Here is a 15,209-nt window from a genome sequence, read left to right as displayed (position 1 = left end):
GTGCGGTCAGCCGGCGGTCCGGTCAGGCGTGCGGTCAGCCGGCGGTCCGGTCAGGCGTGCGGTCAGCCGGCGGTCCGGTCAGGCGTGCGGTCAGCCGGCGGTCCGGTCAGGCGTGCGGTCAGCCGGCGGTCCGGTCAGGCGTGCGGTCAGCCGGCGGCGGCGCAGGACGGGCAGGTGCCGAAGATCTCCAGGGTGTGGCTGACGTCGGAGTAGCCGTGCTGGGCGGCCACCCGGTCGGCCCAGGTCTCCACCGCCGGGCCGGCGACCTCCACCGTCCGCCCGCACGACCGGCAGACGAGGTGGTGGTGGTGTCCCTCGCTGCACCGGCGGTAGAGGTGCTCACCGCCGGGCGGGCGCATCACGTCGATCTCGCCCGCGTCGGCCAGCCCCTGGAGGGTCCGGTAGACGGTGGTCAGGCCGACCCGCTCGCCCCGCTCGCGGAGCATGGCGTGCAGGTCCTGCGCGCTGTGGAAGCCCTCCACCTCGGCGAGCAGCGCACTGACCGCCGTGCGCTGCCGGGTGTTGCGCACGGCCGTACCGCTCTCGCTCACGCCGCCGTCTCCCTCGCCCCGACCCCGACCCGGGGCCCGCTGGTCCGCTCGCTCTGGTCGCTCATGTCCCCTCCCCGGCGTGGCTGACCGCGTCGGCCACGATGTGCGCGACGTGCTCGTCGACCAGGGCGTAGGCGATCTCCCGGCCCCGCCGGGAGCCGCGCACCACACCGGCTCCGCGCAGCACCCGCAGGTGCTGGGAGACCAGGGGTTGCGTCGCGCCGAGCTTCTCCACCAGTTCGTGGACGCAGCGTTCACCCTGGGCGAGCTCGCTGACGATGGCCAGCCGGATCGGCGCGGAGAGGGCGCGCAGCAGGTCTCCCGCGCCCTCGTACGCGTCGTAGCCGTTGGTGCTGGTCACCCTGCAACGGTAACCAATGCCGGCACGACCGGGGGGACCAGGATCAGCCCAGCACCACCTCGTGCGGCTCCGACGCCGTCGGCGCGGCCGGCGTACGCCGTCGACGCAGGGTCCGCCACACCCCCGCGCCGACCGCGACGACGAGGAAGGAGGCTATCGCGAGCACCACCACGGACGCGCCGGGGGCGGTGTCCGCGACCCCCGCCACCCAGACCCCACTGCCGGCGGCCAGCAGACCGACCGCCATCGCCATCGCCATCGTGCTGCGGAACCCCCGGGTCACCTGCTGCGCGGTGGCCACCGGGACGACCATCAACGCGCTGATCAGCAGGACGCCCACCGCCCGCATGGCGATCGTGACGGTCACCGCCGTGGTCACCGCCAGCAGCAGGTTGAGCGTACGGACCGGCAGACCGGAGACGCGGGCGTACTCCTCGTCGTGGCAGACCGCGAAGAGCGCCGGGCGCAACGCGACCATGACGACCAGCACCGCCACCCCCAGCACCGCGATGGTGACCAGGTCCGTGCGCGAGGTGGTGGTCAGCGCGCCGAACAGGTAAGCGTTCAGGTTGGCGTTGCTGGCGTCAGAGAGCCCGACCAGCATCACCCCACCGGCGATGCCGCCGTAGAAGAGCAGCGCCAACGCCAGGTCACCGGAGGTGCGACCACGCTCCCGGACCAGCTCGATGACGACCGCGCCGAGCGTGGCGGCGAGCACCGCCATGATCACCGGCGACTGGTTGAACAGCAGGCCGGCCCCGACCCCGGTCAGGGCCACGTGGCCGATCCCGTCGCCGATCAGCGCCAGCCGGCGCTGCACCAGGTAGATGCCGAGCGCCGGGGCGGCGAGACCGATGATCAGCGCGCCGACCAGGGCACGCAGCATGAAGTCGTACTGGAAGAGGCTCACGGCGTGCTCCACAGCCCGGCGGGCTCCTCGGGACCGTGCGGGTGCACGTGGTCGTGGTCGGGGTCCGCGTGGTGACCGGCGGGTTCCGGGACCGCGCCGTCGTGCGCGATGCCGCCCTGGTGGACGACCACCGCCCGACTGATCAGCGGACGCAGCGGACCCAGCTCGTGGGCGACCAGCAGCACCGTCCCGCCGCCGGAGACGAACCCCCGCAGCGCCTCGGCGAAGGCCTCCTGGCTCACCGCGTCCACCCCAGCGGTCGGCTCGTCGAGCACCAGCAGCTCCGGCTGGCCGGCCAGCGCCCGCGCGATCAGGGTGCGCTGCTGCTGCCCGCCGGAGAGGGTCGCCACCGGGTCACCGGCCCGGTCGGCGAGCCCGACCGCGCGCAGCGCCCCGGCGACCGCCGCGCGGTCGGCGCGACCGGCCGGGCGCAGGATGCCCCGCCGGGCCAGCCGCCCCGAGGCGACCACCTCGGCGACCGTCGCCGGTACGCCGCTGCCGGCTCCGAGGCGCTGCGGGACGTACCCGATGCGGTGCCACTGCCGGAACCGGCGCAGCGGCGTGCCGAAGAGGGTGACCCGCCCGGCGCCGAGCGGCACCAGGCCGAGCACCGCGCGGATCAGGGTGGACTTGCCGGAGCCGTTGGCCCCGAGCACGGCGACGACCTCACCGGCGGAGACCGCCAGTGAGACGTCACGGAGCACGGGGCGGCCGTCGTAGCCGACCACCCCGTGCTCCACGTTGACGACGGGTTCGCTCACGAGCAGCCCAACGCCGTCCGCAGGGTCTCCAGGTTGCTGCGCATCACCGAAAAATAGTCCCCGCCGGTGTTGTCGGCGGAGAGACCCTCGATCGGGTCCAGTACCGCCGTCTTCGCCCCGACCTCCTTGGCGATGGTCTCGGCGACCTTCGGGCTGACCAGGGTCTCGAAGAAGATGGTGGTGGCCTTGTGCTCGCGGGCCTCCTCGGTGACCTCGGCGAGGCGCTGCGGGGACGGCTCGTTCTCCGGGCTCAGGCCGGAGATGCCGATCTGCTCCAGCTGGTAGCGCTCGGTCAGGTAACCGAAGGCGGTGTGGCTCACCACGATCTCCCGCCGCTGGCAGGTCTTCAGCCCCTGGGTGAACTCGGCGTCCAGCTTCTCCAACTCGGTGCGGAGCGTCGTCGCCCGGGCGGTGTAGTCGGCGGCCCGGTCCGGGTCGGCCGTGCCGAGCCGCTCGGCGAGCTTGTCGGCGATGGTGGCCAGCCGGGTCGGGTCGAGCCAGACGTGCGGGTCCTTGGCGGCGTCCTTCTCCCCGGCGGGCTCCGCCTTCTCCTCCTCGTGGCCGTCCTCGCCCTCGTGGCTGTGCCCGTCCTCGCCCTCGTGCCCGTGGTCGTGGTCGTGCCCGCCGGCTGCGGCGTCCAGGAGCGGCTGCACGGTGGTCACGTCGAACGTTCGGTCCCCGCCGTTCTGCTCGACCGCCTCGTCCACGGCCGGCTGGAAGCCCTTGAGGTAGACGACCAGCTCGGCCTCGCTGACCTGGCCGACCTGCCCCGGGTTCAGCTCCAGGTCGTGCGGCTCCGCGCCGGGCTTCGCCAGGTTGACCACTGTCACCGCGTCCCCGCCGACGCGTTCGCTGACGAACTGCAGGGGGTAGAACGCGGCCACCACGTCGACCCGCTGCGGGTCTGCGCCGGCCACCTCGTCCGAGGAGCAGGCCGTGACGGCGCCGAGTGCGAGCAGGGCGGAGGAGGCGGCGGCCAGGACACGCGGAGTGGAACGGATGTTCATGTTCCCCACCTTCCGCTGCAACGACAATGATTGTCAAAAACGCATGCTTGCATGTGAGGTGGTAGCAGGGGACCCCTGTTACCGCTTTTTGATGAGGAAGGGTCCCCTGCAACCACCGCCGGAGCCCAACCACCGACCCCGGCGGGCAGCGGTACGGGGTACCCCCGGCGGGTTGGTCGGGAAGGCGTGGCGGGTGTGGCGGAACGTGGGAAGGGCGTGGCGGGACGACTCAGAGCAGCTTGGCGAGCGCGACGGCGACCAGCAGGGTGAGCATCAGCAGCCGGATCAGCCGGGTCGTCGGGGTCTGCACCGGCCAGGTCAGCCGCAGCAGCGCGACCAGCGCGGCGGCCAGCAGCAGGAGCAGCACCCCGCCGAAGAGGCCCGGCGTGAGCAGGCCCACCAGCACCAGGGCGAGCGCGGCCAGGAACACCCCGGTCGGATTCACCCGGGACAGGCGGGCCAGCAGGGGGCTCTGCGTACGCTGCATCCCACAGACTCTACGAGGAGGACGCCCGGTGCTCGTCACCAACCGGTTCGTGGTCGAGGAAGACGTCGCCCCCGCCTTCACGGAGCGGGCGCACGCCGCCCTCGCCGCGCTCGCCGCCCGCCCCGGCTACCTGCGCGGCGAACTGCTGCGCGCGCTCGACGACCCGCGCCACTGGTGCCTGGTCACCGAGTGGGAGTCGGTCGGAGCATACCGGCGGGCGCTGGGCGGGTTCGACGTCAAGGTCCAGGCCACCCCGCTGCTCGCCGAGTCCGTGGACGAGCCCTCGGCGTACGAGACGTTGGCCAGCGCCGAACCGGACGGCGCGGTGACGATCTCCACGAGTGATCGGGCCGCGGGGCCGTACCGCTGACCGGCCGGGCACTACCCTCTCCGGTATGACCGCACCCGGACCGGCAGCCCCGTCGCCGTACCCCGTGCTGCCCGGCCCCGACGGGCCGGAGGGGCAGGGCGTACCCGCACCACCAGCCGGCCCCGGGGTTGCCCCGCCGTTCGCCGCCCCGCCCACCGAGGGGCGCAGCGTCCGGATGTGGCTCGGCCTCGGCGCCGGGGGCCTCGCCCTGCTGCTCTGCTGCGGCGGCGGGACGGCGACCCTGGTCGGGCTCGCGGTGTCCGGCACCGAGGCGCTCGACGAGCAGGGCCGCGCGGTGACCGGCGACTACTACCGGGCGCTGGTCGACGACAGGTACGCCGAGGCGTACGACCTGCTCTGCCGCGACCTGAAGCAGCGGGAGTCCCGGCCGGAGTTCGAACGGCGGGTGACCGCAGAGCCGGCGATAACCTCCTACCGGGTGGGCAGTCTCGACCTCAACGATCTCACCGTGCCGGTCGACGTGACCCTCGACGGGGGCGGCCGGGAGACCCAGCAGGTGACCCTGGCGCAGAGCACCACCACCGGGCAGTTCGAGGTCTGCGGGGTGAGCTGACCGGTCCGGGCCGCCGGCCGCGTGGCGGACCGGTCGGTCCGTCGTGCCGTGACTCCGCCCGCGCGCTGCGCCATGTCGCGCCCGGCCGTGCGGTGTCGCCCTGCGCCAGCTCGCCCGTGCGCGCCTCGTGTTCGCCGTGCGGTGTCGCCCTGCGCCAGCTCGTCCGTGCGTGCCTCCCGTGCACGCCTTGCCTGCGGCGTCACGTCCGGCCCGCCACGCGGGTGGGCAGCTCACCGGGAGTATCCTGCTGGGCTCGGGGCGGTGGTGGTCGTACCGTAAGTCCCGAACCTGTCCGGAATCACTCCCTGTCCCCGCCGACCGCCAGCCGGCGTAGGAGGAAACATGCCCGCCGACCGTATCGACGCCGTCGTCAGCCTCGCCAAGCGCCGGGGCTTCGTCTTCCCCTCCAGCGAGATCTACGGGGGTACCCGGTCGGCGTGGGACTACGGTCCGCTCGGCGTGGAACTGAAGGAGAACGTCCGCCGGCAGTGGTGGAAGACCATGGTCCAGCAGCGCGACGACGTGGTCGGTCTCGACTCGGCGGTGATCCTGGCCCGGGACGTCTGGGCCGCCTCCGGCCACCTCGACGCCTTCGTCGACCCGCTGACCGAGTGCCAGTCCTGCCACAAGCGGTTCCGGGCGGACCACCTGGAGGAGGCGTACGAGGCCAAGCACGGCAAGCCGCCGGCCTCGCTCTCCGAGCTCAACTGCCCCAACTGCGGCAACAAGGGCACCTTCACCGAGCCGAAGATGTTCAACGGCCTGATGAAGACCTACCTCGGCCCGGTGGAGAGCGACGAGGGGATGCACTACCTGCGTCCGGAGACCGCGCAGGGCATCTTCGTCAACTACAACAACGTGGCGACCACGGCCCGTAAGAAGCCGCCGTTCGGCATCGCGCAGACCGGCAAGTCGTTCCGCAACGAGATCACCCCGGGCAACTTCATCTTCCGTACGCGCGAGTTCGAGCAGATGGAGATGGAGTTCTTCGTCGAGCCCGGCACCGACGAGCAGTGGCACGAGTACTGGCTCGCCGAGCGCTGGAACTGGTACGTCGACCTGGGGCTCTCCGAGGAGAACCTACGCTTCTACGAGCACCCGAAGGAGAAGCTCTCGCACTACTCGAAGCGGACCGTCGACATCGAGTACCGCTTCCGCTTCGGCGGCACCGAGTTCGCCGAGCTGGAGGGCGTGGCCAACCGGACCGACTTCGACCTCTCCACGCACAGCAAGCACTCCGGCGTCGACCTGTCGTACTTCGACCAGACCAAGGGCGAGCGCTGGGTCCCGTACGTGATCGAGCCGGCCGCCGGCCTCACCCGGGCGGTGCTCGCCTTCCTGCTCGAGGCGTACGACGAGGACGAGGCCCCGAACACCAAGGGCGGCGTGGACAAGCGCACGGTGATGCGCTTCGACCCCCGCCTGGCTCCGGTGAAGGTCGCCGTGCTGCCGCTGTCGCGTAACGAGGCGCTCTCGCCCAAGGCCAAGGGCCTCGCCGCCGACCTGCGCAAGCGCTGGGTGGTCGAGTTCGACGACTCGCAGGCGATCGGCCGTCGCTACCGTCGCCAGGACGAGATCGGCACCCCGTTCTGCGTCACCGTCGACTTCGACACGCTGGACGACGACGCGGTGACCATCCGGGACCGGGACACCATGACCCAGGAGCGGGTCGCCCTCGGCCAGGTCGAGCGTTACCTGATCGAGCGCCTCCCCGGCTGCTGAACGACAGCGGCGCCCTGGCTGGTTGGTAGCAGGGGACCCTTGTTACCGCATTTTGCAAAGCAGGGGTCCCCTGCAGGCATCTCAGACGGGGGACGGGGGACGGGGGAGCGGGCACCTCGGGCGGGGGCGCGCAGGCACCTCGCACGGGGTGGCGTCGCGTGCCGGGGCGCCCGGCTCGCCGGAGACCGTCAACGGGCTGGCGACACCACGACTCCGATGGTGGCGCCCAGTCCGCGCCGGGAGCGGTAGGCGTCCTCGACGGTCCGTCGCACCTGCTCCGCCAAGCCGCGGATGTGCGCCGGGGTGAAGTGCAGCACGAGGACGCCGTGCCGGCCCAGCTCGTTGTGCCGGCGCAGCGTCCGGGCCCAGTCCTCGGGCGCGAAGTGGAACTCCCGCGAGTCCACCTCCAGGGCCACCGCGGCGTCGTCGAGGTACCCGTCCGGCGTGGGTAACACGCTGCCGTCCGTGGTCCGCAGTCGCGGATTCCAGTGGATCTCGGGCAGCACCCGGCTGGCGGCGAGACACTGCCGCAACTCCGCCTCCGGCACCGACCGCGCACCGGCGACGACCTCCGCGAACGCCCGGCGTACCAGGGCGGTGCTGCTCCGTCGGGCCCGCGTGATCTCCTCGTCGAGCGCGACCAGATCGGTGAACTCACGCTGGATCGCCTCGGTCACGATGGCCCGTACCGGCCGGATCTGCCGCAGGCGGCGGGCCGCGTCCACCACCGACCGGGCCGGCGAGCAGACCGGGTAGAGCCGGGTGCGCCGGGCCTTCTCGTCGAGGGCGAGCGCCCGGGTGATCACCACGTGCCCGGTCGAGCGGCGGCGCGCGTGGTGCGGCACGACCAGATGGACGTCCGGCGTACGGGGAGCCTGGCGGAAGCCGTACCAGTTCAGTGCGGCCAGGCCGGTGAGCTGGGCGTCCGGTCCCGCGTAGAGCGCGGCGGCGATCCGCCGTTGCTCGTCGGTCAACGTACCGCTGACGAGCGCGTAGGTGGCCGGGAGGACGCGTTGCCAGATGCCCCGTTTGGCCTGGCGGCACATGTGGTTGTCGGCGAACCCGGCGGCGAGCAGTTGCGCCCGGCTGACGATCTGCTGCTGGAGTTGCCTGGTCTCTTCGAGGGTGCGGCGCTGGTCCATGCCGGCAGGGTGCCGGTGCGCCTGGCCCTCCGTCCGCCCCACCGGCCCCGGCTGTGGACAACCGGGCCTCCTGTGGACGACCCCCGCTCACCGGCCGCCGTGTGCTATGCGCGGGCCGGACGCCGGGGTGGTTGCCGGGGCGTCGGGTGGTTGCAGGGGTCCCCTGCTACGCAAAAAGCGGTAACAGGGGACCCCTCCTTACACTTGAGCGGTGAGTGGAGCAGGGGTGTCGGGTGGGTTGCGGCTGGGGCGGCACGAGGTGTGGCCGCCGGTGGTGCTCGCACCGATGGCCGGCATCACCAATGTCGGGTTCCGCCGGCTCTGCCGGGAGCAGGGCGGCGGCATCTACGTCTGCGAGATGATCACCACCACGGCTCTGGTGGAGCGGAACCCGAAGACGCTGCGCATGATCGCCTTCGGTCCCGAGGAACGGCCCCGCAGCCTCCAGCTCTACGGCACCGACCCGGAGACCACCGCCGCGGCGGTGCGCATCGTGGTGGAGAAGGATCTCGCCGACCATATCGACCTGAACTTCGGTTGTCCCGTGCCCAAGGTCACCCGCCGGGGCGGCGGCGCGGCGCTGCCGTGGCGGCGTCGGCTCTTCGCCCGGCTGGTGAAGGCCGCCGTGGACGCCGCGTCGCCCGCCGGGGTGCCGGTCACGGTCAAGATGCGCAAGGGCATCGACGACGACCACCTGACGTACGTCGAGGCGGGGCTGGCCGCCCAGGACGCCGGGGTGGCCTGGGTGGCCCTGCACGGGCGGACGGCCGCGCAGCGCTACTCCGGCACCGCCGACTGGGACGCCATCGCCACGCTCAAGCAGGCGCTCGACGTCCCGGTGCTGGGCAACGGCGACATCTGGGAGGCCGACGACGCGCTGCGGATGGTGGCGCACACCGGGGTCGACGGGGTGGTGATCGGACGCGGCTGCCTGGGGCGGCCGTGGCTCTTCGCCGACCTGCACGCCGCCTTCGACGGCCGCCCGGAGCGGCGGCTGCCCACCCTCGGCGAGGTGGCCACGACCATGCGCCGGCACGCCGCGCTGCTGGTGGAGCAGTTCACCGCCGGGTCGCGCACTCCCGCCCGGGGCGAGCGGGACGGCTGCACCGACTTCCGCAAGCACGTCGCCTGGTACCTGAAGGGCTTCCCGGTCGGCGGTGAGCTGCGTCGTTCCCTCGCCATGATCGAAAGCCTGGCGCAGCTCGACGACCTGCTCGGCAAGCTGGACCCGGCGGAGCCGTTCCCGCTCGGCGCGCTCGGTCAGCCCCGGGGGCGGACCAACTCGCCGGGCAAGGTCTTCCTGCCCGACGGGTGGCTGGCCAGCCGGGACGACGACAGCGTCCCCGAGGGCGCCGAGCTGGCCGACTCCGGCGGCTGACGCCCCCCGCCGGCTCGGGCCGCCACGACGCGCCGGGCCGGAGCGCTCGGGAGGCGCCCGTGACTACGCCGACGGGTCGCCGTCGGTCAGCCGGTGGAGGAACGCCCGGACGGCATCCCGGTCCATCGTCAGTCCGACCTCCCGGGCCTCGGCGTACGCGGCCGGGGAGAGCGGGGTGGTGACCGCGGCGATCTCGCGGGGGCTGTCGTACGGGTCCATCAGCTCGGGGGAGTAGCCGGCCCGGCCACCGATGCCCGCCACCGCGCCGAGCAGGACCGCGCCGTCGGTGGCGCGGCCGGTCATGCCGAGCGTCCCGGCGAGCAGGTGCAGGGCGGCCAGCCAGCCGGTCACGTCCTCCAGGTCGTCCAGCCCACGGGCCGCGGTCAGCGCCGCCCGGTACGCCTCGTCGGCCGCCCCGGCGTCGGCCGCCACCTTGGCCCGGAACCAGTGCGAGGAGCTGACCGACCAGCGGTAGCCGATGCCGGTGCCGACCCGGATGGCCTCGTCCAGGGTCGCCGCGGCGGTCTCCAGGTCGCCCCGGGCCCGGGCGAGGTAGCCGTTGGTGGAGAGCGCCTCGGAGAGCAACCAGTCCGCACCGGACCGGCGGGCGTGCCGCACCCCGTTCTCCCCGGCCGCCGCCGCCTCCTCGGCCCGGCCCCGCATCGCCAGGTAGTACGCCTCGTAGATGTAGGCGCGTGCGACGGGGGCGGGGTCGTCGGCGGTCAGGGCGAGGTCGAGTGCCGCCCGGTTCGCCGTCCCGCTCTCCTCCAACCGCCCGGCGAGGTAGAGCAGGGAGGCCAGCGCGGTCAGCGCGCGGGCCCGGTCGACCGGGGGCGCCCCGGGGGTGGCGTCGATGGTGTCCCGCAGCCAGCGGATCCCCTCGCGCAGGTGACCCCGGTGGTACCAGAACCAGGACAGGTCGGTGGCCAGCCGCATGCCGGCCAGCGGCTGGTCGGCGGCGAGGGCGAACGCCAGGGCGGCCCGGGTGTTGGCCTGCTCGGCCCCGAGGGTGCGGTACCAGCGCAGCGCGTCCGGACCGCGTAGTCCCCGGTCGGCGGCGCGCGCCAGGCCCAGCGCCCAGTCCAGGTGCCGGTGCCGCAGCCGTTCCCGGTCGACCGGGCCGAGCAGCCGGTCGGCGTAGGCGCGCAGGATCTCCAGCATCCGGTAGCGGCGTGGCGCGGCACCGGCCCCGGTGGTGGCCACCAACGAGCCGGTGATCAGACCGGTGAGCGGGGTCAGGACGTCCGCGTCGGCGCCGGCCACCGTCTCGGCGGCATCCAGGTCGAAGGTGTCGGCGAACACGCTGAGCCGGGCGAACAGGTCCCGTTGGGTGCCGTCCAGCAGGCGGTAGCTGTTGTCGATGGTCCGCTCCAGGCTGCGGTGCCGTTCCGGCAGGTCCGGGCGGGTGCCGGTGATGGCCAGGGAGCGGCCGAGCCGGTCCAGGATCTGCGCCGGGGAGAGGACCGCCATCTGGGCGGCGGCCAGCTCGACGGCGAGCGGCAGGCCGTCGAGGCGGGCGCAGATCCGGGTGACGACCTGGTGTTCCTCCGGACCGCACGTCCAGTCCGGGGCGACCGCGCCGGCCCGGTCCAGGAAGAGTTCCACCGCCATCGTGTCGACCGGCAGCGGCGGCACCGGGAAACGGCGCTCGCCGCCCACCCCGAGCGGGCGCTGGCTGGTCGCGAGGACCCGCAGGCCGGGCAGGTCGGTGAGCAGCCGCAGTACGACGTCGGCGAGCGCCCCGGTCAGGTGCTCGCAGTTGTCGAGCAGCAGCAGGACCTCGGCGTCGCCGACCGTCGCCGCCACGGCGTCCAGGTCGGAGAGGACGGCCAGCCCGAACGCCTGCGCGACGGTCGCCTCCAGCAGGCCGGCGTCGTGCAGGCCGGCCAGTTCGACCACGTACACCGGCTGGGGCAGCCGGCGGCAGACCTCCCGGGCGAGGCGGGTCTTCCCGCTTCCGCCCGGCCCGGTGAGCGTGACCAGCCGGTACGTCGTCAACTGCCGTCGGATCTCGTCCAGTTCGCGGTCCCGCCCGACGAACCGGTCCAGGGGCAGCACCAGCCGCGACCGTACCGACCCGGCGGTCGGCGGCGTGGCGGGTCCGACCGGCGCCACCGTGACCGGCGGCGGGGCGGTGAGCAGCTCCGGGTCCTGTCGCAGGATCGCCTGGGCGAGCGCGGCGAGCTCGTCGCCGGGGTCGAGGCCGAAACCGTCGACGAGCAGCCGCCGGGCCTCGTGGTACGTGGCCAGCGCCTCGCTCTGTCGGCCGTCCCGGTACAGCGCGAGCATCAGGTGCGCGACGCCCCGTTCCCGGAGGGGATGGTCGGCGACGAGCGCGCGGGCCGCGGCGACGCCGCCGGTGACGTCCCCGAGGGCGAGCATCGCCTCGACCCGGGTCTCGGCGGCGACCAGGCGCAGCTCGCCGAGGCGGGCGATCTCGGCCTGGGCGAAGGGCGCGTCGGTCACGTCGAGCAGGGCCGGACCGCGCCACAGGGCGAGCGCCTGCTCGGCGGCCCGGTGGCCGGACGAGGGGTCCCCGGCCGCCAGGGCCGCGCGTCCCTCGGCGAGGAGCCGCTCGAACCGGCGTGCGTCGATCAGGTCCGGCTCGGCGACGAGCCGGTAGCCGGCGGGGTGCCGGCACAGGGTCTCGGCCCCGAGCACCCGGCGCAGCCGGGACACGTACGTCTGGAGCGCGTTCACCGCGCTCGGCGGCGGCTGCTCGCCCCAGACCGCGTCGACCAGTCCCTCCACCGAGATGATCCGGTTCGCCTCCAGCAGCAGCGCGGCCAGTGCCGCCCGCGGCTTGGGGCCACCGATGGCGAGACTCCGCCCGCCGTCGGTGACCTCGGTCGGCCCCAGGACCCGAAACTCCACAGTTCCCCCTCACGGCCACCGGCCGTCCCCGCCGACGGTCCATGTCGCACAGTCGCCGGCTCTAGTCCCGGACGCCTCGACTGCTCCGGATGGTTGCCAACTCTCTGCACGCGGATTGCGAGTGGTTCCTGACAGTCTCGGCCCGCACGTCCGGCCTTCCCCCGCCCCCGCCGGACCCGTACCGCCGATCGGGAGCACGAGGTGGAGACATGGCCGCAGTGGTGTCGCAGGTGAGCGCGGAGGCGCAGGCATCGCCCGCGCGGAACCCGGTGCCGGAGGAACCGGTGGACCCGGGACGGACGCGGCCACCGGTGCGTCGTCGCGCCCGGCGCGTCGGGTCGGTGTCCCGACACCTGGCCGTGGTGCCGTGCGGGACGACGGTGGTCGGTTGCGGGACCGGCCGGGTCGAGTCGACCGGCGGCCCGGAGGGGGTCGGTGACGCGGGTGACGAGACGATCCGGGTGGTGGTGGTCGACGGTCATCCGGTGTTCCGGCTCGGACTGGCGGCCCTGCTCGACTCCCTGTCCGGCCTGGGGGTGGTCGGCGTCACCGGCGACGTCGCCGACCTGCCCGTCCTGGTCGACCGGCACCGGCCGGACGTGGTCGTCATCGACCCGCACGCCGACGGTGGCGCCGGTGTGGCGGCCGTCCGGGACGTCGCGTCCCGGCACCCGGGCACCGGCGTGCTGGTGGTGACCATGCTCGACGACGACGAGTCGGTGGTCGCCCTGCTCCGGGCCGGGGCCCGGGGTTACCTGCTCAAGCGTGCCGCCCCGGCCGAGCTGGAGCGGGCGGTCCGGGCGGTGGCCAACGGCGAGGTGCTGCTCGGCCCCGGGGTCGCCGGTCGGGCGGTGGGACGGCTCACCGGCGTACGCACGTCCGGCTCGCCGCCCCTGCCCGAGCTGACCGACCGCGAGCGGGAGGTGCTGGACCTGGTCGCCCAGGGGCTGACCAACATCCCGGTCGCCCGACGGCTGGGCCTGAGCCCGAAGACCGTCCGCAACCACCTCTCCACCGTGTTGCACAAGCTCCAGGTCACCGACCGCGGCGAGGCCGTCCGGCGGGCCCGGCAGGCCGGGCTCGGTCAGCTCTCCGGCGCGCGGGGCGCGGGCACGGCGGCCACCGGCCAGGGCACCTCCGGACTGCGGTGGTAACCGGTGCCGGCGGTCTCCCAGCGGGGCCCCTGGGCGGCCAGCCGGCGACGGAACGCGGCCCAGTCGTGGGTGTCGCGTGGTGACCAGCCCAGTTCGGCGAGGGCGGGCAGCCGGGGCAGGAGCATGTACTCGATCTCCGCGTGGGAGGCGACGTACTCCGTCCACAGCGGCGCGGCGAGGCCGAGCACCGCCTCGGCCGGCACGTCGTCCAGGTAGCCGGCCGGATCCCAGTCGTACGCCCGGCGTACGTCGATCGCGCCGGCCCAGTCGTGTCCGATCCGGCTCTCCGGGGTGTACCGCATGTCGAGGTAGGTCCGGTCGGCGGGGGACATCAGCACCCGCGCGCCGCGCCGGACCGCGTCGGCCACCACCGGGTCGGTGGCGGTGGTCCCCCAGTACTGGAGGACCCGGCCGGGCGAGTGCGCGGCCGGGGCGATCTGGTGCCAGCCCAGCACGGTCTTGCCGGTGCCGGCGACGATCGGCTGCACCCGGTCGACGAACCGGGCGTACGCGTCGGCCGGCACCTTGAACGCCTCGTCCCCGCCGATGTGCAGGTACGGCCCGGGGGTGAGCGCGGCGACCTCGCCGAGCACGTCGGCGACGAAGGAGTAGGTCAGCTCGCGGTCCGGGTCGAGGTAGCTGAAGCCGACCTCGGTGCCGGTGTACGGCGACGGCGTGACCCCGTCCGGCGCGAGCCGCCCGTACGCGGTCAGCGCCGCGTTGGTGTGCCCGGGCAAGTCGATCTCCGGTACCACGGTGACGTGCCGCTCGGCGGCGTACCGGACGATCCGCCGGTAGTCGTCCCGGGTGTACCAGCCGCCGGGGCCGCCGCCGACCTGGGTGGCTCCGCCGATCTCGGTGAGCCGGGGCCAGGACTCGACCGCGATCCGCCAGCCCTGGTCGTCGGTGAGGTGCAGGTGCAGGTGGTTGAGCTTGTACCGGGCCAGGTGGTCGACGACCCGCAGCACCTCGTCCACGCCGAAGAAGTGCCGGGCCACGTCGAGCATCGCGCCCCGGTAGCCGAACCGGGGGTGGTCGGCGATCGTGCCGCCGGGCAGCACCCAGGGGCCGTCCACCGGGATCGGGCTCTCCACACCGGCGGGGAGGAGTTGGCGCAGCGTCTGCACCCCGTGGCCGAGTCCGGCCGGGGTGGCGGCGGTGAGCCGTACCCCGGTGGCTGTGACGTCGAGCCGGTAGCCCTCGGGGCCGAACCCGGGGTCGACCAGGGCGAGGGTGATCGCGCCGGCCGCCGGGGCGGCCGGGTCGACGGCGACCGGCAGCGGGAGGCCGGTGGCGGGCCGGAGCAGCGCGGCGAGCCGGTCGGCCTCCGCGCGGGCCGCCGGCTCGGCGTGGATCACCGTGTCGACGGTCAGCGGGAAGTCCGCCCCGGGCTCCGGTCGGACGCTGGCCGGCACGGGCAGCACGTCGCCGAGGGCGACGGTGGCCCTCCGGCCGGGGGCGGCGGTGACCACGGCCCGCTCCGGACCGGGGACGGCTGCCGTCCGCTCCGGACCGGGGACGGCCGTGCCGTCGGCGGCGGGGAGTTGGCCGGCGGCGAGTGCGGCGGCGCTTCCGGCCAGGTCGGCGGCGGTCGGCTCCCGGGTTCCGTCGAGCGGGACCGGGCCGGTGGGGTCGGCGGAGGGAGCGGGGGAGGGGGCGGTGGACACGAAACCTCCAGAGCCAGGGGTGTAACTACGGCACTTCTGGCAAAAGGTACATCGGTCGAGATGGCTCGCCAAGCCTACGAGCGGTTGGCTGAACTGCGTGAACGTGCGCGTGGAACCGTTCCCACCAACCCGTACGAACGCGGACAGTCGTGACGGCTGTGCCGATTGTCACCGAGTGGTCCCGCTCGCCCGCCCGGTCGCTTAACCTTCGCCCACCGGCGCCCGTCCAACCCGGATTACCGGCCGGTGAC

At 73.9% G+C, this 15,209-nt stretch carries 14 protein-coding genes; 5 read left to right on the top strand and 9 right to left on the bottom strand.

From position 1 onward, the window contains the following. Positions 1-146: 146 nt before the first annotated feature. From QSK20_RS03625 to QSK20_RS03600, 6 genes are all read right to left on the bottom strand, one after another. The gene (locus tag QSK20_RS03625; protein WP_088982586.1) at positions 147-551 is read right to left on the bottom strand and encodes a Fur family transcriptional regulator; all 405 of its coding nucleotides are present in this window, start codon (positions 549-551) and stop codon (positions 147-149) included. Between the two features lie 61 nt (positions 552-612). After that, entirely contained in the window at positions 613-912 is a 300-nt protein-coding gene (locus QSK20_RS03620) for an ArsR/SmtB family transcription factor (RefSeq protein WP_088982587.1), read from the bottom strand. Positions 913-955: 43 nt separating this feature from the next. Then, the gene (locus tag QSK20_RS03615) at positions 956-1,822 is read right to left on the bottom strand and encodes a metal ABC transporter permease (RefSeq protein WP_285787087.1); all 867 of its coding nucleotides are present in this window, start codon (positions 1,820-1,822) and stop codon (positions 956-958) included. Further along, complete coding sequence (locus tag QSK20_RS03610) at positions 1,819-2,583, bottom strand: metal ABC transporter ATP-binding protein (protein ID WP_285787086.1); 765 nt, start codon at positions 2,581-2,583, stop codon at positions 1,819-1,821. Before QSK20_RS03610 ends, QSK20_RS03615 begins: the two co-directional genes overlap by 4 nt. Further along, the gene (locus QSK20_RS03605; protein ID WP_285787085.1) at positions 2,580-3,590 is read right to left on the bottom strand and encodes a metal ABC transporter substrate-binding protein; all 1,011 of its coding nucleotides are present in this window, start codon (positions 3,588-3,590) and stop codon (positions 2,580-2,582) included. Before QSK20_RS03605 ends, QSK20_RS03610 begins: the two co-directional genes overlap by 4 nt. Before the next feature lie 229 nt (positions 3,591-3,819). Further along, positions 3,820-4,077, bottom strand: coding sequence for a DUF6703 family protein (locus QSK20_RS03600; protein ID WP_285787084.1), 258 nt, complete (start codon positions 4,075-4,077; stop codon positions 3,820-3,822). 28 nt (positions 4,078-4,105) lie between these two features. On the opposite strand from QSK20_RS03600, the gene QSK20_RS03595 reads away from it, so the two are divergent. From QSK20_RS03595 to QSK20_RS03585, 3 genes are all read left to right on the top strand, one after another. Next, positions 4,106-4,447, top strand: coding sequence for an antibiotic biosynthesis monooxygenase family protein (locus QSK20_RS03595; RefSeq protein WP_285787083.1), 342 nt, complete (start codon positions 4,106-4,108; stop codon positions 4,445-4,447). A 25-nt stretch (positions 4,448-4,472) separates the two neighbouring features. Next, entirely contained in the window at positions 4,473-5,021 is a 549-nt protein-coding gene (locus tag QSK20_RS03590) for a hypothetical protein (RefSeq protein WP_285787082.1), read from the top strand. Between the two features lie 342 nt (positions 5,022-5,363). Further along, positions 5,364-6,743 carry a glycine--tRNA ligase gene (locus QSK20_RS03585; RefSeq protein ID WP_285787081.1) on the top strand — a complete coding sequence of 460 codons (1,380 nt, stop codon included), beginning with the start codon at positions 5,364-5,366 and terminating at the stop codon, positions 6,741-6,743. A gap of 188 nt (positions 6,744-6,931) precedes the next feature. Here QSK20_RS03585 and QSK20_RS03580 read toward each other — a convergent pair whose 3' ends face one another. Next, positions 6,932-7,885, bottom strand: coding sequence for a hypothetical protein (locus QSK20_RS03580; protein ID WP_285787080.1), 954 nt, complete (start codon positions 7,883-7,885; stop codon positions 6,932-6,934). Between the two features lie 211 nt (positions 7,886-8,096). On the opposite strand from QSK20_RS03580, the gene dusB reads away from it, so the two are divergent. Continuing rightward, positions 8,097-9,263, top strand: coding sequence for a tRNA dihydrouridine synthase DusB (dusB, locus tag QSK20_RS03575; RefSeq protein ID WP_285787079.1), 1,167 nt, complete (start codon positions 8,097-8,099; stop codon positions 9,261-9,263). 63 nt (positions 9,264-9,326) lie between these two features. Here dusB and QSK20_RS03570 read toward each other — a convergent pair whose 3' ends face one another. Further along, complete coding sequence (locus QSK20_RS03570) at positions 9,327-12,137, bottom strand: AfsR/SARP family transcriptional regulator (protein ID WP_285787078.1); 2,811 nt, start codon at positions 12,135-12,137, stop codon at positions 9,327-9,329. A 209-nt stretch (positions 12,138-12,346) separates the two neighbouring features. On the opposite strand from QSK20_RS03570, the gene QSK20_RS03565 reads away from it, so the two are divergent. Then, positions 12,347-13,291 carry a LuxR C-terminal-related transcriptional regulator gene (locus QSK20_RS03565; RefSeq protein WP_285787077.1) on the top strand — a complete coding sequence of 315 codons (945 nt, stop codon included), beginning with the start codon at positions 12,347-12,349 and terminating at the stop codon, positions 13,289-13,291. Here the strand turns inward: QSK20_RS03565 and QSK20_RS03560 are convergent. Next, a complete protein-coding gene (locus QSK20_RS03560) occupies positions 13,222-14,958 on the bottom strand; it encodes a beta-N-acetylhexosaminidase (protein ID WP_502888830.1) in 1,737 nt (578 codons plus the stop codon). The two genes, QSK20_RS03565 and QSK20_RS03560, sit on opposite strands and share 70 nt — an antisense overlap. Positions 14,959-15,209 lie beyond the last annotated feature (251 nt).

The organism is Micromonospora sp. NBRC 101691, assembly GCF_030269285.1.
Lineage (GTDB): Bacteria > Actinomycetota > Actinomycetes > Mycobacteriales > Micromonosporaceae > Micromonospora > Micromonospora echinospora.
This window is presented reverse-complemented; position numbering and strand designations above follow the sequence as displayed.